This window comes from Pseudomonas sp. BF-RE-22, assembly GCF_019956155.1.
GTDB classification, from domain to species: Bacteria; Pseudomonadota; Gammaproteobacteria; order Pseudomonadales; family Pseudomonadaceae; genus Aquipseudomonas; species Aquipseudomonas migulae.
Genome location: NZ_JAHBDD010000016.1, coordinates 18,075 through 40,390 on the forward strand (window position 1 = coordinate 18,075; position 22,316 = coordinate 40,390).

26 protein-coding genes and 1 pseudogene are annotated in these 22,316 nt (G+C 53.7%); 13 read left to right on the forward strand and 14 right to left on the reverse strand.

Going from position 1 to position 22,316, the window contains the following annotated elements:
* Positions 1–659: 659 nt before the first annotated feature.
* On the reverse strand, positions 660–1,022 hold the full coding sequence (locus tag KGA82_RS10675; protein ID WP_192417472.1) for a DUF6463 family protein: 363 nt from the start codon (positions 1,020–1,022) through the stop codon (positions 660–662).
* A gap of 103 nt (positions 1,023–1,125) precedes the next feature.
* A complete protein-coding gene (locus KGA82_RS10680) occupies positions 1,126–2,175 on the reverse strand; it encodes an alpha/beta hydrolase family protein (protein WP_223450344.1) in 1,050 nt (349 codons plus the stop codon).
* 364 nt (positions 2,176–2,539) lie between these two features.
* On the opposite strand from KGA82_RS10680, the gene KGA82_RS10685 reads away from it, so the two are divergent.
* Positions 2,540–3,238: an ion channel gene (locus tag KGA82_RS10685; RefSeq protein WP_223450305.1), complete on the forward strand. Its 699-nt coding sequence runs from the start codon at positions 2,540–2,542 to the stop codon at positions 3,236–3,238.
* Between the two features lie 68 nt (positions 3,239–3,306).
* Here the strand turns inward: KGA82_RS10685 and KGA82_RS29325 are convergent, their stop codons facing one another.
* Complete coding sequence (locus tag KGA82_RS29325; RefSeq protein ID WP_263286214.1) at positions 3,307–3,441, reverse strand: hypothetical protein; 135 nt, start codon at positions 3,439–3,441, stop codon at positions 3,307–3,309.
* A 222-nt stretch (positions 3,442–3,663) separates the two neighbouring features.
* Between KGA82_RS29325 and KGA82_RS10690 the strand changes: the two genes are divergently transcribed.
* Together KGA82_RS10690 and KGA82_RS10695 are read left to right on the forward strand one after the other, a co-directional pair.
* On the forward strand, positions 3,664–4,113 hold the full coding sequence (locus KGA82_RS10690) for an anti-virulence regulator CigR family protein (RefSeq protein ID WP_223450306.1): 450 nt from the start codon (positions 3,664–3,666) through the stop codon (positions 4,111–4,113).
* Between the two features lie 133 nt (positions 4,114–4,246).
* On the forward strand, positions 4,247–4,762 hold the full coding sequence (locus tag KGA82_RS10695; protein WP_008039555.1) for a hypothetical protein: 516 nt from the start codon (positions 4,247–4,249) through the stop codon (positions 4,760–4,762).
* An 80-nt stretch (positions 4,763–4,842) separates the two neighbouring features.
* Here KGA82_RS10695 and KGA82_RS10700 read toward each other — a convergent pair whose 3' ends face one another.
* Together KGA82_RS10700 and KGA82_RS10705 are read right to left on the reverse strand one after the other, a co-directional pair.
* Positions 4,843–5,277 (reverse strand): GFA family protein, encoded by a 435-nt coding sequence (locus KGA82_RS10700; protein WP_008039556.1) that lies wholly within the window; start codon positions 5,275–5,277, stop codon positions 4,843–4,845.
* A 27-nt stretch (positions 5,278–5,304) separates the two neighbouring features.
* The gene (locus tag KGA82_RS10705) at positions 5,305–6,246 is read right to left on the reverse strand and encodes a carbon-nitrogen hydrolase family protein (RefSeq protein WP_008039557.1); all 942 of its coding nucleotides are present in this window, start codon (positions 6,244–6,246) and stop codon (positions 5,305–5,307) included.
* Between the two features lie 103 nt (positions 6,247–6,349).
* Between KGA82_RS10705 and KGA82_RS10710 the strand changes: the two genes are divergently transcribed.
* The 3 genes from KGA82_RS10710 (at position 6,350) to KGA82_RS10720 (ending at position 7,977) form a co-directional block, all read left to right on the forward strand.
* On the forward strand, positions 6,350–7,039 hold the full coding sequence (locus KGA82_RS10710; RefSeq protein ID WP_008030799.1) for a winged helix-turn-helix transcriptional regulator: 690 nt from the start codon (positions 6,350–6,352) through the stop codon (positions 7,037–7,039).
* A 42-nt stretch (positions 7,040–7,081) separates the two neighbouring features.
* Complete coding sequence (locus tag KGA82_RS10715; RefSeq protein WP_008039559.1) at positions 7,082–7,408, forward strand: low molecular weight protein tyrosine phosphatase family protein; 327 nt, start codon at positions 7,082–7,084, stop codon at positions 7,406–7,408.
* Between the two features lie 89 nt (positions 7,409–7,497).
* Positions 7,498–7,977 carry a DUF6130 family protein gene (locus tag KGA82_RS10720; RefSeq protein WP_223450307.1) on the forward strand — a complete coding sequence of 160 codons (480 nt, stop codon included), beginning with the start codon at positions 7,498–7,500 and terminating at the stop codon, positions 7,975–7,977.
* 72 nt (positions 7,978–8,049) lie between these two features.
* Here KGA82_RS10720 and KGA82_RS10725 read toward each other — a convergent pair whose 3' ends face one another.
* Positions 8,050–9,003 carry a LysR family transcriptional regulator gene (locus KGA82_RS10725; RefSeq protein ID WP_008030806.1) on the reverse strand — a complete coding sequence of 318 codons (954 nt, stop codon included), beginning with the start codon at positions 9,001–9,003 and terminating at the stop codon, positions 8,050–8,052.
* A 215-nt stretch (positions 9,004–9,218) separates the two neighbouring features.
* Here KGA82_RS10725 and KGA82_RS10730 point away from each other — a divergent pair, with 215 nt between their 5' ends.
* The 3 genes from KGA82_RS10730 (at position 9,219) to KGA82_RS10740 (ending at position 10,643) form a co-directional block, all read left to right on the forward strand.
* Positions 9,219–9,959: an AzlC family ABC transporter permease gene (locus KGA82_RS10730; RefSeq protein WP_223450308.1), complete on the forward strand. Its 741-nt coding sequence runs from the start codon at positions 9,219–9,221 to the stop codon at positions 9,957–9,959.
* Positions 9,956–10,282: an AzlD domain-containing protein gene (locus KGA82_RS10735; protein ID WP_008030811.1), complete on the forward strand. Its 327-nt coding sequence runs from the start codon at positions 9,956–9,958 to the stop codon at positions 10,280–10,282. Before KGA82_RS10730 ends, KGA82_RS10735 begins: the two co-directional genes overlap by 4 nt.
* A gap of 148 nt (positions 10,283–10,430) precedes the next feature.
* Positions 10,431–10,643: a DUF1059 domain-containing protein gene (locus KGA82_RS10740; RefSeq protein WP_223450309.1), complete on the forward strand. Its 213-nt coding sequence runs from the start codon at positions 10,431–10,433 to the stop codon at positions 10,641–10,643.
* A 125-nt stretch (positions 10,644–10,768) separates the two neighbouring features.
* On the opposite strand, the gene KGA82_RS10745 is transcribed toward KGA82_RS10740, so the two are convergent.
* From KGA82_RS10745 to KGA82_RS10755, 3 genes are all read right to left on the reverse strand, one after another.
* Positions 10,769–11,656, reverse strand: a complete 888-nt coding sequence (locus tag KGA82_RS10745) for a DUF2950 domain-containing protein (protein ID WP_223450310.1) — start codon at positions 11,654–11,656, stop codon at positions 10,769–10,771.
* Positions 11,657–11,682: 26 nt separating this feature from the next.
* Complete coding sequence (locus KGA82_RS10750) at positions 11,683–13,188, reverse strand: DUF3300 domain-containing protein (RefSeq protein WP_223450311.1); 1,506 nt, start codon at positions 13,186–13,188, stop codon at positions 11,683–11,685.
* A 236-nt stretch (positions 13,189–13,424) separates the two neighbouring features.
* Positions 13,425–13,904, reverse strand: coding sequence for a phage infection protein (locus tag KGA82_RS10755; RefSeq protein WP_223450312.1), 480 nt, complete (start codon positions 13,902–13,904; stop codon positions 13,425–13,427).
* 341 nt (positions 13,905–14,245) lie between these two features.
* Between KGA82_RS10755 and KGA82_RS10760 the strand changes: the two genes are divergently transcribed.
* The 3 genes and pseudogenes from KGA82_RS10760 (at position 14,246) to KGA82_RS29380 (ending at position 15,605) form a co-directional block, all read left to right on the forward strand.
* Positions 14,246–14,740, forward strand: coding sequence for a cupin domain-containing protein (locus KGA82_RS10760; RefSeq protein ID WP_223450313.1), 495 nt, complete (start codon positions 14,246–14,248; stop codon positions 14,738–14,740).
* A 281-nt stretch (positions 14,741–15,021) separates the two neighbouring features.
* Positions 15,022–15,153: pseudogene (locus tag KGA82_RS10765) on the forward strand (hypothetical protein); the annotation flags it as partial.
* A 77-nt stretch (positions 15,154–15,230) separates the two neighbouring features.
* Positions 15,231–15,605: a CPCC family cysteine-rich protein gene (locus KGA82_RS29380; RefSeq protein ID WP_192417486.1), complete on the forward strand. Its 375-nt coding sequence runs from the start codon at positions 15,231–15,233 to the stop codon at positions 15,603–15,605.
* 101 nt (positions 15,606–15,706) lie between these two features.
* On the opposite strand, the gene KGA82_RS10775 is transcribed toward KGA82_RS29380, so the two are convergent.
* Positions 15,707–16,627 carry an aromatic alcohol reductase gene (locus tag KGA82_RS10775; RefSeq protein WP_223450314.1) on the reverse strand — a complete coding sequence of 307 codons (921 nt, stop codon included), beginning with the start codon at positions 16,625–16,627 and terminating at the stop codon, positions 15,707–15,709.
* 99 nt (positions 16,628–16,726) lie between these two features.
* Here KGA82_RS10775 and KGA82_RS10780 point away from each other — a divergent pair, with 99 nt between their 5' ends.
* On the forward strand, positions 16,727–17,140 hold the full coding sequence (locus KGA82_RS10780) for a winged helix-turn-helix transcriptional regulator (protein WP_223450345.1): 414 nt from the start codon (positions 16,727–16,729) through the stop codon (positions 17,138–17,140).
* Between the two features lie 196 nt (positions 17,141–17,336).
* Here KGA82_RS10780 and KGA82_RS10785 read toward each other — a convergent pair whose 3' ends face one another.
* The 4 genes from KGA82_RS10785 to KGA82_RS10800 form a co-directional block, all read right to left on the reverse strand.
* Positions 17,337–18,434, reverse strand: a complete 1,098-nt coding sequence (locus KGA82_RS10785; protein ID WP_223450315.1) for a hypothetical protein — start codon at positions 18,432–18,434, stop codon at positions 17,337–17,339.
* A gap of 479 nt (positions 18,435–18,913) precedes the next feature.
* Complete coding sequence (locus tag KGA82_RS10790) at positions 18,914–19,762, reverse strand: DUF6602 domain-containing protein (protein WP_223450316.1); 849 nt, start codon at positions 19,760–19,762, stop codon at positions 18,914–18,916.
* A 123-nt stretch (positions 19,763–19,885) separates the two neighbouring features.
* The gene (locus KGA82_RS10795; RefSeq protein ID WP_223450317.1) at positions 19,886–21,010 is read right to left on the reverse strand and encodes a hypothetical protein; all 1,125 of its coding nucleotides are present in this window, start codon (positions 21,008–21,010) and stop codon (positions 19,886–19,888) included.
* A gap of 2 nt (positions 21,011–21,012) precedes the next feature.
* Positions 21,013–22,017 (reverse strand): nucleoid-associated protein, encoded by a 1,005-nt coding sequence (locus tag KGA82_RS10800; RefSeq protein ID WP_223450318.1) that lies wholly within the window; start codon positions 22,015–22,017, stop codon positions 21,013–21,015.
* Positions 22,018–22,316 lie beyond the last annotated feature (299 nt).

The window sequence follows — 22,316 nt, forward strand, 5'->3', positions numbered from 1 at the left end:
CACGCTTGAAAAAAAGCGTGGAAAGCGGAAGGGAGGGCAGCGATGCCCTCCCTTTTTTTATGAGAGGCGCCTGGCCGTTTGTTCAACTGGCAATGCGTGAACCAACCTGGCAGGGCGGTCTGTCAGACAGTGGGAAACACTCGATCAACAAATGACCTGGGAATGGGGAAAGGGGAGTGGGGAATCAGGCTTGAACATTTCAGCGAACTGCGCGATGGGCAGCCTGTTGGTTTCGCTTGCCGCTTCTGCTAACGGGGGTATCCCGACTTCAACCGGGACTTCACCCGATCCGCAACACAAACAGCGCTTAACTGCTGAACCAGGTGAACAGACTCCAGAATGCCCCTATGGCAAAGATGAGAAGCATGAGTGCCAACGTGCGGACTAGCGGCTCACTTCGCATGAAGGTAACTCCTCAGAAGGGTTGTGCAGCACAGGTGGAAATCGGTTATCCCGTGATAACAACTTCAAACTTTTAATGAATACGCTAGTGAACGCACAGCATTCTCTATGCCAGAAAATTGAACAGCCAATCATTCCCGGCTGGCGGCGCAACTTGATCCCCTGGCCAATGAAAGTTGACACAGGAATCGGGTAATACAGCCCGTTTATGGGGGATTTTTCTCATCGTGGGGGGGATATTGCGGGGGGAGCTTTAGTCAGGCGTACAAGCCATACCCTGCCGCGATGAGCAGCGGAGAAACCAGCAGCGTTGCCCAAAACCCCGATTTTGGAACAGCAATGACGCAAATGATCGAGATCATCAGCACATAGATGCCGACCATTTTAAGTAACGCGAGATCCCCAACGGCTACGGCGTGAATCGCTGTATGCCCTGCGAGCATAAAAAGCGGACCCAGCAGGGTAAACCAAAGGGCGGTACGCCGATCTTCGTGCGCTCTGAACTGGTCAATGAAGCCCGCGTCTACAGCGGCGGCGAATGCTGTTTTGAACTTGAAAATACCTAACGGAATATGGAGGACGCCCAAGGCGAACAGGGTCCATGCGACGATGTTGGACATATCGTTAATGCTCCGTAACGGTAAGGTTGGATAAGAGAAAGGGGCGGATTATTTCTGAAAATAAATCCGTCCCCTTTTGACCTGGCAGTTAATAACCTCGTCTTCATTCGTTGCGAGGTGACGGCGGCAGAAACTCGATGATCAGCGAAGTAACCTGCTGTTGGATCAAACCCCGTGAGCGAGCGCCATTGCCATCACCATCCCGGCAAATGATGCCATCGCCTGGCACTTCCTCTTCGAGCATCGCTTCTGCGCCAGGTTTGCACATTGACAAGAAGCTGAAATGGCTTGCATCGCTGATTTCGACGTAACGGCTTGACGCCGGAGGCAGGCGTTTGGCCAGGTTGGCAGACTCCAGCTCAGCGGGAAGATCGTGCGACGGTACGCCGGCAGCGATCACCAGCGTTGGTACCGGCAGCGCGGCCAGGCTTTCATCGGTCATGCCCCGTGAAAGGCCCAGGTCCAATGTGACCACAGCCGTGACGCGTTCATCGCGCAAATCGGCGGCCAACGCGGTCTTTGATTCTGAGGTGCTGGCGGGATTCATCTTTCCGTAGACGCTGCAACTTGCTAACTGCGGGTGGGCTTTGCAGTCATGGGCGAAGCGGTCTGGATCGAAGCGGGCACCGGCGATCTCCAGGGCGGTCCAGCCGCCGAGTGAATGGCCCACTACTGCAATTCGGTCATTGGCGACCAAGCCGAATTTTTCAGGTTGAGCCGTGACCCCATCAATGGCTCGGCTCACATCAACGGGCCGCTGCCATAACTGCGCTGCTGCTTTTGGGCTACGGTCATGAGTGGTGGAGCCAGGGTGATTGATTGCCGCGACGATGTAACCCCTGTGAGCCAGAGCGCTGGCAAGCCAGATCTGGTTGCTCCAGTTTCCTCTGTACCCGTGGGAGAGCACCAATAATGGATGCTTGCCAGCAGCGGGCGGTGCGTCACGAACGGCAGAAGCCCCGACGAACACCACATCATCGCCAATCAATTGCGTGGCGGCGGTTGTTGCACTGGGGTACCAGACGACCATTTCCAGTGTGCGGTCATTGTGCGCGTCCGCCAGTGTGGAAGAGCGGAAGCCGACAGAGTTCTCGCCAGCGAGCGCGATAGTTGTCAGGCAGGTCAATAACAGGGCGCTAAAAGCTATTTTCAATGTCGTTTCTTCCTTGAATGGACAAGTACATGGCAACCGGAACCCGCCGTCAGGCGCATCCATCGTACGGAGTCGAAGCTCATGGGGTTGCCTGTAAGCACGGACATTAAAGCCCACATTCGAACCGTCGCGCACGACTTTCATCATTAACGCTGTTCTCGGTCTTTAGTCAGAAGACTGAACGCTAACTTTTGGCCGATTGCCGTCAGCCGATCAGGGTAGAAATCGACCCATAGTTGTTCGGCTGAATCCTCTCACATGTATTCGCGACTAGAATTCCACTGCCGACACTTCTAAAACCAGGCCCGATTTCAAACCTGTAGCGCCAGGTATCGAACGTTGTTTCGGTCTATGGGAAGCCGCTATGACAGATCCGAAAAACAAAACCGAATCCGACGAGGATCTAGGTCAGATGGTCATAGGGCGAGGGCCCTGCACCTATCTGTTGCTGCTCTTACTTGGATTGATCCTCCTGTTTCCCTTTCTTGAGGAGGGCATATTTGCCCGCACGTTGCTCGGCATTCTGTTTTCAACCGTGCTGCTCGTGGGCGCTTTCGCCACCCGGCAGACTCGGTGGGGGTTCATCCTCAAACTGGGCCTGGCGTTGCTTGGGGTTGGCCTGCAATGGACGGCGTTGTGGGTTGGGAGCATCGCGATTCTTAATCTTGCCGGGATAGCTTATGCGGCATCTCTTGCAGTCTCGTTCATCGGAGTGCTTCGCTATATTCTTCAACGCGGGCCGATTACGGCCGACAAGCTGCATGGCGCGCTTGCGGGTTACATCCTGCTGGCCTTTGTCTGGTCCTTCGTCTATGCCTTGCTCGAGATATCCAGCGCTGGCTCATTCGGCCCAAGCCACCTCGACTTTGGACAGCCCGGCACGTTCTTCAAACTGATCTATTTTAGCCTCACGACGCTCACAACCACCGGTTACGGTGATGTTCTGCCGTTGACCAACCATGCCCGCTCACTTGTGATGGTCGAAGAATTTTCAGGCGTCTTTTATGTGGGTGTTGTGATAGCGCGGCTTGCCGGTCTGTATCCGTCGAATCAGACGAAGTGACTCTCGATTTGCTGTGGCCGGACCGTTGCCGCCAGCCGGGGGTTATGTTCGCTGTTGATCGCTTTCCACTACGACTTCTTCGACGGGTAGTTGCCACGCAAGCCCCCGGACTTGTTGCCGGTTTTGCCGGGCAGGTTGGGCACCACCGGGCGGGATCTGGGCTGAGGGTTGGAGCGGCTGCGGGGTTGAGGTTGTTTGCTCATTGTTCACCTCCTGAAAACGCCTGGCTACTTGGCGCTCTGCATTGACACTTGGCTAGTGTGCTACGAGTTACCAAAATCCGCAGCACACAAGCGCAGACAAAACGGGCTGCTGACAAGGCGTAGATGCATCGGGTGGGGCCATAAATAAGCGGAACTGGAACTCACATCGTCAATAGCGTCTAAATTTCAGAGAGACAACCCGCCACTCTGAGGGAACGACTCATGCACAGATCACGCTCATTGGTTGCCGCGATTACATGCCTTGCGCTGGTTTGCGGCTCAGCGACCGCATTGGCTGATCCTGGTAATGGAAAGGGCCAGGGAAAAGCGCAAAACAATCAAGTCCATGGCAATCAAGGCGGCAAAGGCAAAAACGCCGGAGGCGGCGATTGGAGTCATGGCCCCAGTATCAATCAGGGAAGCATTCTCGGGATCGTTGGCGAATACAGGGACTACTGGAGTCCCGGCCCTGCGTTGCCACCCGGAATTCAGAAAAACCTCGCACGAGGAAAGCCGCTTCCACCCGGCATTGCGAAAAAGCTGGATGGACGCCTGATTGGCAGGTTGCCGCATTATGATGGATACGAATGGCAGCAAGCAGGCACCGATTTGATACTGGTCGCACTGGCAACCGGGATCATCTATGAAGTCCTCAACGGGGCCTTTGACTGATATTTGAACCCTGCGGTTGCGGTGCTTTTACCAGGTGGTGAGCGCACCGCACTCCGTCCGTCGCAGGAGTTGAACTGTCGCCGGGCAATTGCGTCCTAATGCATGCGATATCAACCACCTTATGGAAGCAATCATGCTTTTAAAAAACAAGAGTTTCGTTGCTGTCATGTCATGCGCCCTCATGCTTGCAGCCGCCCCATTACTCCCTGCTGACCTCTCTGTCATGAACTCCGCCTATGCGAAGGACGGCAACGGAGGCGGTAATGGCGGTGGTGGTGGTAACGGCGGCGGCAACGGCGGCGGAAACGGTGGTGGTAATGGCGGCGGTAATGGCGGTGGCCACGGCGGCGGCACAGGTGGCGGTCACGGCGGTTCCGATCACGGCAACGCCAACAGCAACGGCCATGGCAATGGACTGAGCAGCGATCATGCCGGAAGGGCTGTTCGCGACCGTGGCGAAAGCGGAAACCACTACGGCAGTGACCGCAATGGTGAGCGCGGTCATGGCACAACGACGTCTGGCATCGCCCATTCCAAAGACACTCGCGGCGTGGCCAAAGCCTCCGCAATCTCGGCCTCGACACCCGGGGACCACAACGCGAAAGGGTTGAGCAAAGCCGGGACGTCGATTTCAAAGAAATCGCACTGATCAGCGTCACTCGCAGCACGCAACCCTGAACAAGACGGGCGCCCGACAAGGCGCCCGTTTTTTTTACTCCGGTGTCAGCGCTATTCGTCCACGCTGATACCCGATCCTCCCAGTTCGTTGGGAACATCCTTCAGCTTGGGCAACCCATCCTTCATGCGCAGCACGCTCTCCTGATAGTGCACGTGAACGCCTGGCGAGTACGCGAGATCCGGAATGATCGCGGCATACACGTCGACGAGCCCCATGCCCGGGTGTTCAGTGAAGAGATGCCCGCCACACGTCTTGCACCACTTGCGGTAACTCTGCGGTGTCTTGTTGTAGGTGCCGATGTTGTCAGCCCCGCGAGTTACCTGCACCGCCTCGGGTTTCCACAGCGTGAAGGCGTTGACCGGTCCTGCTGACCAATGCCGACACGACTCGCAATGGCAATAACCCATCCCGACCGGCTCGCCACTGACCGTGAGCTCGACTGCGCCGCAAAAACAACTGCCCTTGTAAGACCGTTCACTGTTCATTGCATAACTCCCGTCAATGGTTTGCCTTCACCCGTCGATATAGCGCACTGCAGTCGCCGGTGTGCGCCGCACCTGCAATTCGAAAATGTCAGGGCGCGCGTAATGCCCGGTGACGTCCAGCGCTCGCCGCGCTGGCGCCACCTGTGCGACGTCGATGTCCGCATACAAAATGCCGGCCTCCCGGTGCAATGGACCGGCGACGATCCGGCCTTGCGGATTGACCACCACCGAGTCGCCGTCGTTGATCCATTCCTGCGGATCGGGAAACAGTTGCGCACGCGCCGGAAAGTCTTCGGGGATGTCGCTGCCGCGCAGTGCGGTGCCACTGCCGAGCACCCAACAGCGTCCTTCGAGTGCAATGTGACGCATCGTGCTGATCCAGCCATCGCCCGTGTCGTACGTGGGGGCGACGTAGATTTCCACTCCTTGAGCATAGAGTGAATAACGTGCCAGCGGCATGTAGTTTTCCCAGCAGATGAGCGCCCCCACGCGACCGACCGGTGTCTCGACCGTACGCAGGCCGCAGGCATCACCAAAGCCATGCACCATGCGCTCGGGATTCGTTGGCATCAGCTTGCGGTGTCGGTTGAGCACTGCGCCGTTCGCGCCGATAACGACTACGCTGTTATAGAGCGTGCCGCCGCCATTGCACCGGTCGCATTCATTGATGCCGCACACGATCGTCACGGCGTGAGCCCTCGCGGCCTCGCACAAAGGGCTCAGGTCACCGTTCGTAATATCAACGGCGTTGGCCAGCAGTCGCGTGTGCAACTGGCCCATGACAGCCCCGTCCTTTCCCGCCGCCAGCCGCCAGATCCACGACGGGTAACCTGGAATGAACGATTCGGGCAAAACGATCAGCGAAGCTCCCGCCGCCGCAGCTTCGGCGACCGATTGCACGGCCCGGGCGATCGTCGCGCCGCGATCGAGCAGCACGGGCGGGCGCTGAATAATGGCAACCTTGGTCATGGCGTTCACCTTTGGTTCTTGGCTTCGAAGGCTTGAGCGTGCGCGTGGCGAAGCGGCGGGGCTAGTTCAGAATCTGAAGCGTTGTAATTGCGGAGCCCAGGCAATGGACGAAAGCTACGGTCAGTTCTGCACGGTCGCACGCGGTGCCGAAGCACTGTGTGAGCGCTGGACACCTTTGGTTGTGCGCGAGTTGTTGTGCGGCAGCAAGCGCTTCAACGAACTGCACCGCGGCGTCCCCCGGATGTCCACCAACCTGCTGACACAGCGGCTGCGCCATCTGGAAGAAATCGGCGTCGTGCACCGCACGGCCACGGGCAAAGTCTGGGAGTACAGCCTGACCGAGGCGGGCAAGGAGTTGCGCCCCATCATCATGGCGCTGGGTCATTGGGGCGCACGCTGGATCGGCAGCCGCCTGCGCGATGACGAACTCGACGCGGGCTTGCTGATGTGGGACGTGCGCCGGTTCGTGCGCATCGAAACGTTCCCGCCGCGACCGGTGGTCATCCACTTCACGTTCCGCGACGCACGGCCAGGCGAGCAAGCGTGGTGGCTCGTGGTTGAAGAGGGTGTAGCCGACCTGTGCCGCGACGACCCTGGCCGCGAACTGACCCTCGTCGTGGACTCCAGCGTGCGCGCATTGACCGAGGTGTGGACGGGCGACCGCACGCCGGGGGACGTTCTTCAGTCGCGAGAGCTGCGTGTGGATGGCGCCGTACAAGACGCGAAAAGCCTGTGGCGCTGGCTTGGCACGAGTGCGTTCGCGGGCACCCGGAGTGCGGCAGTGACCCGGTAATTCGCCTGAGTCTCAGGCGCGTTAACTGTCGGGAGTCATACGATGTTGAACGTACTTTTCATCTGCAGCCAAAACCGCCTGCGCAGCCCCACGGCCGAACGGCATTTTGCTGACTGGCCCGGCGTGAAAACCGCGTCGGCGGGCATCAGCAACGATGCGTATGTTCCGGTCAGCCTGGAACTGCTGCAGTGGGCTGATCTGATCGTTGTCATGGAACCCATTCATCGCAACAAACTGATGGCTCGATTTGGTTCGGAACTGGCGGACAAACGCGTCGTTTGTTTGGACATACCGGATATTTTTCAGTACATGGAGCCGGCGCTGATCAAGCTACTGGATGAGAGAGTTGCGCGGTATTTGCCTTCCTGAAGTGAGCGGCAAAAGACGCCCCGTCAGCCCTGCAATGCATTCTCTGCAATGGACTAGCCTTGAGTAACATCATGCGGGAGTAAAACGCCATGTCCGTCGCGCTCAGAAATCTGTTTGTCCTGGCCTTGGGCGGCTTTTTTTGCATGGCTGCATTCGGTGAAGGAGAAGCAGAAGCAGATACCGATCACCCACCGGCAATACTCCCGCTGGAATCCGAAGCGCTGCCAAAACTCATTGCCTATCCACCGCTTGCCGAGCCGCTGGCCCGTGGTGTTGTCATCATCCAGTATCGAACAGAGCACGCCAGGATCATGCCGGTATTTGGCAAGGCAGCGGGTGAAGTCTCACCTCGTCTCAGCCACCTCCATGTGACGGTCGATGACTGGAAAGGTACGTGGGCGCATACCAGTGACGGCCCGATTATCCTGGTTGGACTGACGCCCGGTGCTCACAAGGTTCTTCTGGAAGTGGCCGACCCGACGCACAAGATCCTCACCGGTACGACAGTGAGTTTTACCGTTCCCGAGAAGAAATCATCGAACGTCTCCCACATGGACGCTGGTGGCTGAATCGCTCAGCGGGTGTTTCATCGTCGGGTGTTTTTCAGGAGCTGCTTTTCAGCTGCCATCTTCGCAAATCACTCACTTGAACTGAGCAACCAGCCAGTCCTTCAAACGCCCGCACGCAGGATCATCCGCCTTCTTCTCATTAATCATCAAATACTGAACCGCCTCCCTGAGCGTCAGCTCTTCCGTCACTGGCCGAACCAGGCGCCCCTGCTGTACCAGATGCCTCACCAGATGATCCCAACCCAGGGCGACACCTTGATTGTCCAGCGCCATTTGCACCAGAAGGCTGTAGTCGTTGCTGCTGAAGTAGTGCGGATTTTCCGAGGCCGGGATCTTCAGGTCATGGGACTGGAAAGCGAACCACACATTCCAGTCGACCTGTTCCGTCAACTGGGAACGGCCATAAGGGTTGAGGTCCAGCAGCACGCTGTTGCGCATGCCCTCCAGGGTGCTCAGTTCTGGATGCGCTTCCAGATAACCAGGCGTGCACACGGGATAGACGACTTCGTGAAACAAGGGGATTCGCAGATAGCCGGGGCGCAGATCACTGGTCTGGGTGATGAAAATGTCTGGAATGATTCCGGGCTCCATCACCAGAAAATGCTGGGTGGTGATGACATTCAGGTCGACATCGGGATTGGCGCTGAAGAAGTCTTTGAGCCTGTGGGATAGCCAAAGCGCTGATAAGGCGGGCGAGCAGCAAAGTGTCAGGGTGCGCTTGTCGCTTTTTTCCCGACGGATTCTTTCGGTTGCTTGAAAGATGTTGAGCAGGGACAGCTGCGCAGCATCGAAGAGCGCTGTGCCCGAGGCTGTCAGCCTGACTTCCCTCCCGGTGCGCGTGAACAACTCGGTGCCCAAATAGAGTTCCAGCTCGCGAATCTGACGGCTGATCGCCGCCTGGGTAACACACAATGCCTCGGCGGCCCGGGTGAAGTTCCGATATTTGGCAGCGGCCACGAAGGATCTCATGGCCTTGAAGGACGGCATTGAGAGCAGGGCCTGATCAGGCTGTGAGCTTTTAGCCATAACAAAAACTACCTGTTTTCTCGAAAAAAAAGTCGGTTCTGCCCATCGGGCTCCGGGTCCACACTCTACCGCACGATGGGCTGCGGACCATGGGCCAGGCAAAGATCTGAGCAGATGACGCGCAATGGCCCCAGCTTACCCTGTATCGCGCAGCGGAATGGCTGGCGTCACGGCCCATCGAACCGCCAGCGCGAACACCAGACCAAGGAGTCGAAATGCCGTACCGAACAGCAACGGAAGCGTTCATGCAAGGTGTCCGGGCGCTCATTCCATTGAGCCCCGGTGTCGTTCCTTTCGGCCTGCTGACGGGGGTCATGGCGATCAACATGGGCATGTCGCCCGGCACGACCATGGGCATGACGCTGCTGTTCTACTCAGGTTCCGCGCAGATGGTTGCACTGCAACTGCTGCATACGGGGGTTATGCCGCTGGCGATTGTCGTCACTGCGCTGGTCATCAACTTGCGCTTCATCATGTACAGCGCGTCACTGGCGCCTTACATGCACCACTTGCCCAAGCGCTGGACGTGGCCTTTGTCCTACATGCTTTCTGACCAGTCCTACGCGCTGTGCAGTCTCAAGCTTTCTTCAGGCGAGCTGGGGGCATTCGCACATCACTACTATGCAGGCACCGCCGTGGCGATGTGGCTGTCCTGGCAATTGTCGGTATTGGCGGGCGTCTACCTGGGCGCGAGCATCCCCGAAACCTGGTCGTTGAGCTTTGCCATACCGCTTTCCTTTCTGGCGCTTCTGGTGCCCGGCATACGTAACGCGGCGAGCCTGGGTGCCGCGGTGGTCGGAGGGATACTCGCGGTGTTGGCGATCAACATGCCCTACAACCTTGGGCTGGTCACCGCTTCCATCGGCGGGGTCATGGCGGGACTGTTGATCGAGACGGTTCGCAAGCGCCCATTGAGCGAGGCGCGGGTCCATGACGTCGAGAGGGAGACACCATGAATGATTTAGCCTTGTGGGGGATGTTCCTGGCGGTCGGCCTGGGGACCTTCGCCATGCGCCTTTCCTTTGTCGAACTGTATGGCCGGCTGCGCATCCCGGCATTGCTGAGTCGGGCCTTGCTTTACGTACCGGCGAGTGTGCTGGCGGCTCTTGTGTTGCCCGCGGTGGTGTACCCCAACGGACAGAGTGAGTTCGTGTTGAACAATCCGCAGATACCCGCCGCCATTATCGCGGCCTGGGTCGCCTGGCAGACTCGCAATACAGTCCTGACACTGGCGGTCGGGATGGGAGGGGTGTGGTTATTCAAGTTTATCGGGCTGTAATGCGCCGTGTGCAGCGGGCTCGAAGTGCTTCATAGGAAACTGCGTCTTGTGGCGGGCCTATACTTCAAACGTCAGCACACTCGATGCGACCTACGTCGAGTGATCTTTCATGCAGGTCACGACCTGCCTTCATCGAGAGGAGAGGATCATGGCGCGTAAATACATCGACTGCCGCGAGTTTCCAAGCGATACCAAATGCTCGGTCGCGCTCTGCGCAGACTCTGAAAACGAACTGCTCGAGGCTGCCGCACAGCATGCGGTGAGTGTTCACAATCACACCGATTCACCGGAACTGCGTGCTCAACTGAAAACGATGTTTCACGACGGCACCCCTCCCGTTGAAGCACCGCGCTCGGTTTAGTAAAAAAGGGACAGGCCACGATTAGATGAGAATTGTCGTCTGTCCCGTTTTTCTATGGGCGCCCTCAAAGGTCCCGGGGGATTAAAACGTACTACCCGGTAACGGGCCGGCGGGGCGGATAAATACTACTGCTTCTGATCTTCCACCTCCTTCCAACTGTCGTCTGGATCAAACCGTTTCATCGACTGCGCCAGTTTGTAACCGTCAGGTCCCAAGTCTTTCTCGAACACTTGGCCTTCATGACTGATCATGAAACTCATCACCCCGGTGTCTTTATATTTCGTCGGCCAGGCGATCAGTGCAAAACCGCGACTCATCTTGTCACCGATAAGGTAGCTGTAGGCGCCACCCGGTGCCGAAGGGCCCTGGCCTTCAAGGATGCGAAAGTGATAACCGTGCCAGTCTTCGTCGGCAATGCGTTGGCCGAACAAGGGGCCCAGAGGGCTGATCTGACCGCTGTCGTCGTCCTGCCAATAGAGCCCGTCGTGCTTGCCGGCGGTGCTGAAAAATTTCTGCGCATACTCAAGGGCGCCGTCACCGTCACGGTCCTCTGACGCATAGTCCATCTGGGCGTCGTGGTACGTCAGCGCCGATTGCAACGCGGCCAGTTCGTTGCGGCCAATACGACGGACACGGATTTCTGCGCTGCCGGCCTTAATGTCAAAGCGCCAACCTTTCTCCACTTTTGTCATGGGGATCGGCAATGTCCAGTGGTCATTGCCCACCGACAGGATCGCCTTGCGGTCGCTGGCTTTTTCAATGGCATGTTGCTCGTGGTATTGCTTGATGAACGCATCCACATCACTGCGTTCCACGCCTTCGCGCGGGATGAAACTGCGCCATTCAGTGCCCAGCAACTCTGTCAGGCGTGCCTGATCGGCGTGTTCCGTGCCCAAAGCGTCAACGAACGCTTGAGCGGCTTTTTCTGGCGTGGGAAATACCTGCTGTGCCGTGACAACGCACGACCATGCCAAGCCGGCAGCGATCACCAAGGCCTGAGCGGGCAGGCCCATGAGCGTATTCATTCGAGGATAGTGTTTCAACGACGGCCCCCCCCCCTTTGACGCGCAGGCGGACTGGATGGCCGACTGACCTGATGGCCAGCTGATCGCGCCGCACTGGGACGTTGCGCGGATGCCTGGCTGGCCCGTCCACGATTGACCTGCGCGCTGGTTTGGGACGGTGCGCGCGCTCCGGCGAATGCGTTGTTGCGGGCGCCGCCCTGACTGGCGGCGGGTCGTTGTGGCGCCCGTTGTGGCGCCGTTTGGCGCGTCTGGGCACGCTGATTGGCGTCGGCGGTCTGTCTTCTGGGCTGCTGACTCTCGCGAGTGTTTCGGGCTGTGCCTTGGCCCCTGTCAGCTGCCTTCGGTCTGTCTGCGGCTTGGCTCCTGTCAGCCACCTTCGGTCTGTCTGTACCGGCTTGCTTGCGATTGAGGCCCGCAGTCTGGGCGGCACTCGCTCGATCACGGGCTTCGCGGTTACTGGTCGCAGGTCGCTCGATACCGTGCCTGTCCATGGAGCTTCGGGCTTTTTCACGGGCCTGGGCGCGCTGGGCATTGTCCCCGCGATAGGCATCACGCTGGTTGGCACCATCCAGTTGGCGGCCGTACTGCTGGCGGCTCCTGTTGTCGCGATAGGGCACGCCATCGCGATGAATGGAGTTGTGCTGCCAATTGTTATTGGTGATCTGGTTATTACGGTTGATGTTGTTGTAGCGGTCGATGTCGATGTCGACATCGTTATTGCCCCAGTCACATTCACCCCACAAGGACGCGACGATCGCGACGCCGGTCCCAAATGCCAGCCCGGCCATCAATGCCGAACCGGGGTAATAGGCGGGCGGCGGAGGGTAGTAAACAGGCGGTGAAGCCGGGTAGGCCCAAGTGCCGTAGGTTGTTGTCGGGTTGTAGGTAGGGACGTACACCACCTGCGGATCGGAGGGCTCAATGATAATGGTGGTGTTGTTGGCAGGGAGCTGAGCCGGCGCTGGCGCTGAGGGGGCTGGTGCGGGCGCGGGTGGCGCCGCGGCCTGAACCGTCACATTCTGATACTGGTTGCTCTGCAGGTTGCCGGCTGCTTGCGCCTGATGACGCAAGCGTTGCACACCCTCCATGACATCGTCGGGCTGCGCCAGGAATGCATCACCCAGGCGCTGTACCCAAACGGGATCCTGTCCCAGCGTTGCAAGGACCTGCGGAAAGGCCACCAACGCCTGCACGCTCGGATCCCACGGCTGGCTAGCCACCTGTTTGACCGCATCATCACCCTTGGCATCGGGGTGCGCCTTGGACCAGGTCACCGCCTCGGTGACTTCCCCAGGGTAAGTGGTGGCCATCAGCACCTGAGCCAGCAACGGGTCCGGGTAAAGTGCAATGGGCGCCAACATTTGATCCAACTGCTCTTCGGTAAACACCGCGTCTTTGACCGCCGCCGCGACGGGCGCCGGCTCGGCAGCGTTTGCGGCCGCCTCCACTGGCTGCGCGTGAAGGGCAGGGCTGCTCAGAAACAGTACGGCTGACATCGCGAAAAACAACGGGATGCTCATCGCGCGGCCTCCATGTGGCCAGGCAGGTTTGAAACGACTGGATCAATGTCGGAAAGGTGAAAGCAGGTAGCCTCAATGCCTCAGGCTAAGGGTAGTAGCTAAGATATTTTTCGCCATGAGTTTTGTGTGGTGGTTTTTGGGTTGCAGACCTGTGTGACTGACTGTGTTTTGCGCCCGCACGAAAAAGCCCGGCTGATCAGGCCGGGCTTTTTGGGTATTGCGGTGACGCGATTTGTTTATACAGCGCGGCTTTCGATCAGGCGGTCGGAGCCACCTTCAGCAACGCGGTTTTCGATCAGGCGATCCGAGCCACCTTCGGCAACGCGGTTTTCGATCAGGCGGTTGGAGCCACCTTCAGCAACACGGTTTTCGATCAAACGATCCGAGCCACCTTCAGCAACGCGGTTTTCGATCAGGCGATCCGAGCCACCTTCGGCAACGCGGTTTTCGATCAGGCGGTCGGAGCCACCTTCAGCAACACGGTTTTCGATCAAACGATCCGAGCCACCTTCGGCCACACGATTCTCGATCAAACGATCCGAACCACCTTCAGCCACACGATTCTCGATCAAACGATCCGAACCACCTTCAGCCACACGACTTTCAATCAGACGATCCGAGCCGCCTTCAGCGACAACCGGGTGAGTCGAGGTAGCGGCGAAAGCGTTAACTGCAAATACCGAGAAAGCGATGCTGAGAATGGTTTGGCGTTTCATGATCGTGTGCTCCGGGGTGTTGTTGGTTGGTATGGAGCAGATGTTACGCCGCGGATTTTTTAAGAGAACTTCATTGACGTGATGGTGACCATTGACGGCATTGATAGGGCGAGCGGCCTACCTCTGGTGAGTGTGATGATGGGGTGCAGCCCCGGCAGCCGGAACGTGACAGCGCATTGATTACATTGCGTATCAACTGTAATGCGCGACAACGCCATTCTCATTGCCACCAGTGACAAATACAGTAAGCCGCACGCGACTCGCCTCGAATTGCCCACCGAATTTACTAGCGGCACAGGTGACGACATCAATTTTTTTACTGCGTAATCAAGGTGCCTTTCATGATTAAGAACATTATGAAAACTGCTTGTCTGGCTGCACTTATTGTCACCAGCGCCACAATGTCGTTCGTCCAGGCACAACCATTGCCACTGGATAAGGTCGGTGCTTTACATAGTGAAGACATTGAATGGCGTAGCTTTCCGGCTTTCCCGAAAGAAGTGAAACTGGCTGTGCTGGCCGGCGACCCGAGTAAACCAGCACCCTACGTTGTCAGAGTCAAAGTGCCGAATGGCACAAAATTAATGCCCCATACGCATCCTGAGGATCGTATCTATACCGTCATGTCCGGTGTTTTCTATATCGGCTTCGGTACTGTTTTCGATCCGGCCAAGCTGGTTGCTTATGGACCAGGCAGCGTAGTGATACTTCCGGCCAATACGCCACATTTTCACTGGGCTAAATCAGGAGAGTACATTTCACAAGTTTACGGAACGGGTCCGCTGGGCCTTGAGTATGTTGATAGCCAGGATGATCCTCGTAAGGCGTCGAAGTAACTTCACTTGCCGAAAAGCCTGGATGCTTTGGGGGCACCAGGCTTTGGCGTTACGCTCGAGCGGATAGCGTTCAGATCGAGCCATACCGTCGCCCCGGATTGGGTTTCTGTTTGCAGGCTAAACCAGGCCGACAAACGACAGGATAACCAGGACGATCACCACGGCCCCAACGATGTAAATGATATTGTTCATGAAAACTACCTCTTTATCTGAACGGGATTTCGACACAAAGGCGTCTAATACTAACGACACCTGCGCGGGCAATTCCGTTCCGCAAACCAGTGCATCGTCTGTCCAACCCCGGCAACATCCCGCTCGAAGTCATCGATTTACAGTCCGGCAGCTACTTAGGCGAGGACGATATCGAGCGTTTGGAAGAAACAGGCCCCAGAGCGGACCTTGACCGTCGGTAAGTAGCTCTTACAATCTCCGACCTGAGTAAAATGGCACTTGACCGGTACCGGTAGAGCATTAAATGAGGTGGTGTCGTATGCGTGATCTACCATGCCCTTGCTGCGGTTTCGTAACCTTGGAATGCGAGTACGGCTTGTACGATATCTGCCCCCTTTGTGGCTGGGAAGACGACGCCGTCCAGTTAGCCAATCCAACGTCAGAGGGAGGCGCAAATTCGATTTCCCTCGCTGACGCTCAGACGAGTCTCTTAAACAAATACCCAATAGCTGTTCGGCTTGCGGGGGGATTTCGACGAGGGCTCGGATGGCGACCGTTAGACGCCAACGATATTGAGGCTGCGAACGTACTTAAATCCGTCAAGCACTGGCACACCATCGCCGTTCGCTGGGAGTCAGAAGCCTATTGGTCAGTGACGGGAACGACCGACGTCACAGACCGCAATTACAGATGAACAAACTGTAGGAGCGAGCTTGCTCGCTCCTACATCAGCACTGCGCACATCAAGAATCCGTATTTATTTACTCCTTCGCTGCATCCAGAAAAGCAGCGCGATCAAAGCAAGTGCTGCTCGATCCACTCTGCAACGGTGGTGGTTTTGATTTGCCGTTCGGCGTTGTAACTCTGCGCCTTGTCCCAAGCGACACCTTTGCCCTCGGCAAACACCGCCCGGTACTTGCGCGTCGGATCATCGGCTGCAGCGGCCAGGTCGGCCATGAGCGAGGGCACTGTCCATTCGACACGCTCGACCGTGCGGTTCAGCAAGCGGTCGACGGTGTCGGCCAATTGCCCGTAGGTGAGGGTGTCACCGGTCACGTAGACAACCTGATTCACCAGCACCGGATCGAACAGGATAACGGCGGTCAGCCGGCCAATGTCCTCCGGCGTGGTGACCGTCACGGTGGTGTTCCAACTGCCCAGGGCGCGTACGATGTTCTGCGCCAGATCGACAACGCCGAACGCAGGCTCGAACAGGAAACTGGTGAACATGCCGGTAGAAATAATCAGCCATTGCACCCGCGATTGAGCGCGCAGCAAGTCGCGTACATCCAGTTGCTCATCAAACAAATCTTGCGGGCTGCCTCGACCAATCACGTCGTAATCCACGCCGAACTGCCACGGCACATAACGTTTCACTTCCGACTGCAACGCAGCGCGGGCGAGTTTGACTTGCGTACCACTACCGGCGACGAAACCGAGACAACTGACCAGCGTATCGAAACCGCTAAACCGCTCGGCGAGCTGGTCTATGGAGTCGTTCACCACATCGCCCGGCAGCACCTCGATACCCAACGTGTCCAGTTCTTCGAGCGTTTGGCGTTTGTGCGCCGACGTGGTATCGATGGCCGACGGTCGCAGCATCACCGTGACGCGGACCTCCGGCCGAGCGGCCAGCTCGCGGAGTACGGCCATGCCGAGCTCACCGGCACCTAATACCAGAATGTTTTCGGTTTTTGCAGGGTTGAGCGGGTGCATCGACAACTCCCAATGAATGATCGGCAACGATTGTTTTTCTATCCTGTCACCCTTGGCGAACGTTCAAAAGAAGGCACACGCGTGATACTGCATGACGAAATGAGTGAAGAAGAAGTGATCCGCGAGTCCCAAGCCGCGTGCGATGCGCTTAGCGCCGAGGACGACGGACTCAAGCGCGAAGTGCTGACCCATGCGGGCAATCGCTGGTCGCTGGGTATCGTTCATACCCTGGGGGGCGCGGGGAAGTTGCGTCACGCCGAAATCGGAAGGCGCTTGGAAGGTGTTACGCAACGCATGCTGACCCGCAGTTTGCGGCAACTGGAACGTGATGGGTTGATTGTGCGTTTCGATCACGGCGAGGTGCCGCCGAGGGTTGATTATGAGCTGACGCCGCTGGGGCTTAGCTTTTTGGCTCGGATGGTGCCGTTGTGGAGTTGGCTGCTGGAGAATGCGGAGGGTTTTCGTGCTGCGCGGGTGCGGTTTGATGCTGCGAACCGATCTGGCGAGGCGTAGAAAGGAAAAGCAGATTGGCGAATGGAGTCCGTTGTGGGTGAGTATTTTTAGAAGTGGAAGTGTCCCCTCTCATAGAAAGGGGACGGATTATTTTGATAATAAGTCTGTCCGTGTTTTGTTCTATTTTTAGTTCTTAATAAGCACTCGTTTCATTGTTTTATATCGCCGGTGCAAGCGCTCTCAAAGTTGCCATGCTTCACCTAAATAATTCTGCCAATTCCTTCGGGGTGGCTCCCCGAATATAAATTCCGGGAGGCTGAGAAAATTTAGATATTACGTCATTGGTGGAATTGATAGAGGTGTCGAAACTAAGTGAGCGAATTTCGTTATAAAGGCTGGAGATTTCGCTTAACTTAATACTGTACTCTTCCCTATGTTCTGATGTCGCGGCATAGTAGGTTATCGTGCAGCAGTAATTTAGAATTGCGATGATTTCGTAGTAGCTATTACCTAGAATCTCAATTTTTTTAACTTGGCTGATACCTTGTGTATCTGTGGTCGTAACATTAATGGATTTCTTCTTTTTCTCGGAGCTTATGGCGTAATCAAGCACCATAAGATGCTCGCACAATTTCTTTGTGATTGAAATTAGATGTAGATAGTGAAACTGTGGAGCATGATTTGAATTTTGTTGCCTTCTTGTTTGAAGTGTATGAGTGGTGGGCATTAGGAATGATAGGTGAAATAGAGCTTTTTTTAGTTTTACTGTTACCGTTTCAATTGCGCCCTCGTCTGTTTCATTTGCACCTTTTTCGTGAGTTGAGTTGCAGAACAGTATTGAGTGAAACGCCTGGTTGACTTTTAACGTTTTAATTATGTTTGGTGCCAGTTCTATTTTTCCAATTGAGTCGATGTACTCAACTATACCTTTTCGTTGCGCAAGAAATGAATCGAGTCTGTTTTTAGAATCGGCGGCTTCTATTTGTGCTGCAGTTTGTAGGGTGCTATGCAATCTACTGATAAACACGCCTACCGGGATTGTTAGTGAAAAAATGGCAAGGGGGAATGTGCTTATGTTAACGAAGGTTGCAAATCCTTCCGGTGTGTAGTCGAGGATGTAGCCGTTCCAGCAAACGAAGCCTGTAGAAATAAAATAGATTAGAATTGTTGTGAGCCAGAATCTCAAAGGCCACTGAGATGCTAGTCCGCGGCGAGGATTAAGATAATAAAAAAAGTTGTAGAACTTAGCATCTTTGTCATTGGACGCCGCGCTGAGAACCGGGAATGTAAAGAGAATAGCGAGTGGCGAAAATGCAAGTATCTTTGAAATTAGTGATGCAATTTCCTGGTTCATTTCACACCTGCGAAAAAAGAAGGCATTATGCCATTATTTTGCAGGTTTGTCCTTCCATCGGGTCTATGGTCAAACAAAAGGAGCGAACGATGGGCAAGGTTAGGGACTCCGAGGTTTGTGTAGGAGATTTTATGGTGGTCTTAGGACTGCTTTACGCCATGTTACCGAAACGATCAAACGTCCCGGGGGGGCGATAGATCTGTCCTGTACATATTTTATTGCATGGGCGGGCGCTGCGGCTTAGTCGCATAAAGCACTAAACTCCTTGTTCAACTCGGCATACCCAAGCCTCGAGGCAAACACGCAATTTATGGAGCTTTTGCCAAGTGTCAGGTCATCGAGCGAGTCCATTCGGCCGAGGCTGACAGTATGTATTCGATGCTGTGGTAATCAAAGTTCATCAAGTGTGCTCTGGCCTTTCGCATTAACTGAACTTGTTTAGCTTAGAATTTTTGGTATTGAAAAATATTTGAATTATTTCAGTTGTCGTAGTTATAAACTGTGTCGGTTTGGGGGATGTACTTAACCATCTCTGGGGCGATAGTTGTCGCGCTGCCGACTCCGTGGCTCATATACGAGCAAAAGAGGTGGAAGTGTGTTAATGGATTTGAATGTGGTACAACAAACCTATTTTTAATCGGCCGTTCTTGTTGAGTGGGATACAGCCAGGGTCTGTTGTTCTCGTCTACATACAATAGTAGTCCATCAGATACACTAAGTATCATGTTGTGTTTGTGATGAGTTTTTATATCCGGCTCGTAAAAGCTCGAAATTTCAGTATGCAAATTGTCAGTGTTAAAGTCGAATTTTTCACAGATCAGAAATGAAATTGGGCGATCATACTCGTTGCGTTCCCTGCTGAACGGAATCTGACTCAGCATTGGATCTCTATAAATAGGCCTTGTAGTAGATAGTTCGTCCAGCATTGATTTCGCGTTTGCCAATTTATTCAATGCTTTTTTTAGTTCGGATTTTGATAGCTTACTTTTAACCTCGCCTATTGCGCATACGCCTTCAACAGGGAAGAAGCGTTGATGCTCTATGGATTCAACTCTAGGAGTCGCAGACTTGTCATATATAACAATATCAATTTGTGTGGAAATTGATCCTTCGGAGCTGATTAAAAATCCGCTTCCGCTGTCTAGCCGAACAGGTATGCATAGTTTTAGAAAGTCACGTAATATAGCTTCTCGATAGGTCCCGAACTCCCCCGCGTGAATAAGTTTTCCGGTTTCTTCGTCTGCGAATGTCCTGCGCGAAGCGATAGCGAATGAGTGTATAAAAACTTCAATTTTTTCGTTAAGCAGTGAGGTGAATGCACTATTCATAATATTTTTATAAGCTCTTAAAATAACGTAGGATTTACTGTTGTAAGTTCATTCTTGTTGTAGTGTTGCTGGAAGCCGATTGCGATACTCCAATTTAGCTGTGGAGGAGCAATGAATTTGCTATCAAAATCCCCCAAGGGTTAAAATCATTGTGAAAGCAATAATTATCGAAACTGAAAGTTCAATGATAAACATTTTTTGTTTGAATTTTTTACTTCGATGAACTAGTGAGGAAAATATTTCTTCGATCTGTGGTCTAATTTTTGCGCTGATTTTTATGTGTTTGGTTACTTCTGCTTCGATCTCATGCTGAATTGCGCTCATGGAGTCTTTCTGGTTTCGTATCAAAATATCCATTAATACACCAAATATCAATACACCAAATATCAGGCTTAACTTTGAAATATCAAATCCAGTGCCGCTTTTAAACTGAGTTCCAACAAAAATAAATGCAGCAGGGATTGCCAGCAATTGATTCTGCATCTCAGAAATAAGTTTGTTGATCCTGATATGAAAATCTAACTTGGCTTTGGTTGCATCCTCAAGAATTTTCTCATAAGAGAACTCGCTAACATAAAGAGCATATCCGTGTTCAACTGAGCGTGCAAACTCTGAGAATTTTTTAAGAAGTAGTTCAAACATTTCATTAGCTGCACCTCCTCCGACACTTTCTTGGAGGCTTGCCTTTATAATTGAATGGCGTTGATTCTTGTGCTTGTCAGCATCTTCAAGGAATAGTTCTAGTCCTTTGATGTCCTCCTCATTTAAAGAGGGATTTAAGTCTGAATATACAATGAATATTTCTAGTTTTTTCTTGCCTAAATATATCAGCTTACGACTAGAAGCATCAGGATCTACATAGTCAGCAGCAATTTCGAGTACGCGCGCAGCTCTGATAATTTTTGCGTAATTTTCCCTATTGGCCTGAGAACTACCTTTTAGAATGAAATATTCCTTGGGTGGATCCCAAGAAAAGCTTCCTGTAGTTAATAGGTCTGTCCAGTCTTCAGCATAAAATGCATTTGTAGATCTAGGCACATCTACCGAAATATGAACCCTGTCACCGTCAGATCGACTGAACACTTTAGTGCGATCAAGAAAGTGATTTGAAAGCTCAAGACTTTTAAGGATTGCACGCAGTTCATCGGTCAGCTGAAAATCTCCGACTAGGCTCCCGTCGACGAGGGTTGGAGTGTCCATTGTCTCGGTAAGTTTGACGCACGCGGCAAGCCATTCATCTTGAGTCATCTTTAGTTACTGTCAAGTTCGTCTTTAAGTTCTTGAGGTAGCTGTTTAATTAATAGTTCACCTTTGATCTTGTCATAAACCACGCGTTTACCTAACAAGGATCTATTGAAGTTTATTGTTAGGTCTTTATCTTTGCCTCCGACTCTCTTCAGATGTTTGTACGCATCCTTAATCGGATCAAAAGAGTCGGGCACAGACAGCAGGTTATCGTCTATATATGTGATAAATGCTGTCGGATCCTTTTCGTTTATTCTGGTGGCAAGTGCGGCTAATGAAATAGGTTGACCTTCTTTTTTCTTTTCTTCACAGTAGAAAAAGACTTTTTCCTTGATTTCGTTTGCTTGTTCCAGAGTTAGTTTTAGGCTGTCACAGTAACTCTCCACCGCTAGTACTAGCTCGTTAGTTTGCGCTTTGGCATCCTCAAATTCATCGCAACCTATAAAGTCTCTAAAATACTTGGTTGGCTGCGAGTTACTTGCCTTCTTTACAAAAGAAATATACTTGCCATCAGCCGTTCGCCATTTAGCAACATTGATTCTAGCCGCCTCATGCAGATGCTCGATATCTAAGTTTATATTTTCCTTAACGTCGAGAGTGACCTCGTCTATACCTGTGCCGGGTTTTATTTTGAGTTGCATTATTAGCAAAAAATCTGCTTGGTTTATTTTGTAATGACAAAACAAAATATACCCGCCAGTAGCAAGCGCTTCTTTAGTCATTTGCGCTTTTAAGATATCCATTGCGGATATAGATAGTGCCATGAAGTCGCAAGCTTTAGTTAAGTATTTATCAATCTGATCAGAAAGAGGGTATGCAATTATACTCTGTTGAAAAATTGCGTAGCCTTTCGAGCTTGTCTTGCGAAATGCACTGACTGCACCGCCCAGCATATCAATGACGGCCTGATCTTTGGTGTCAAATAAAGTTTTCCGCGGAGTTATCGTAACGACCTTGGTTTGTTTGGCGTCTTTATGAACTTTGTGGAGAATGCTGGATACAATATCCATTTGCTTTCCTTGTCTTCACTTCAAAAACTGCAATATGATGGCACCTTAATGCCATGTCAATCAAACCAAAGCAATTGATGCTGAAAATCATATTCTCCTAGCCGCTCCGCGACTCTAAGACGACGTATCAGCATTTTGTCGCATTGAATCGGTCGAATGTTGTGCTCGTATCTAATTTCTACTCTCTGTCCAAAAATATTTTTTGGCTCGAGGTTCAGTTTTAGCCGAAGGCGGCATGCTACTGGGCGAAAGCTGACATGGTATATCACAGAAAACGAAGGTGTGGATCCTCCCATCTA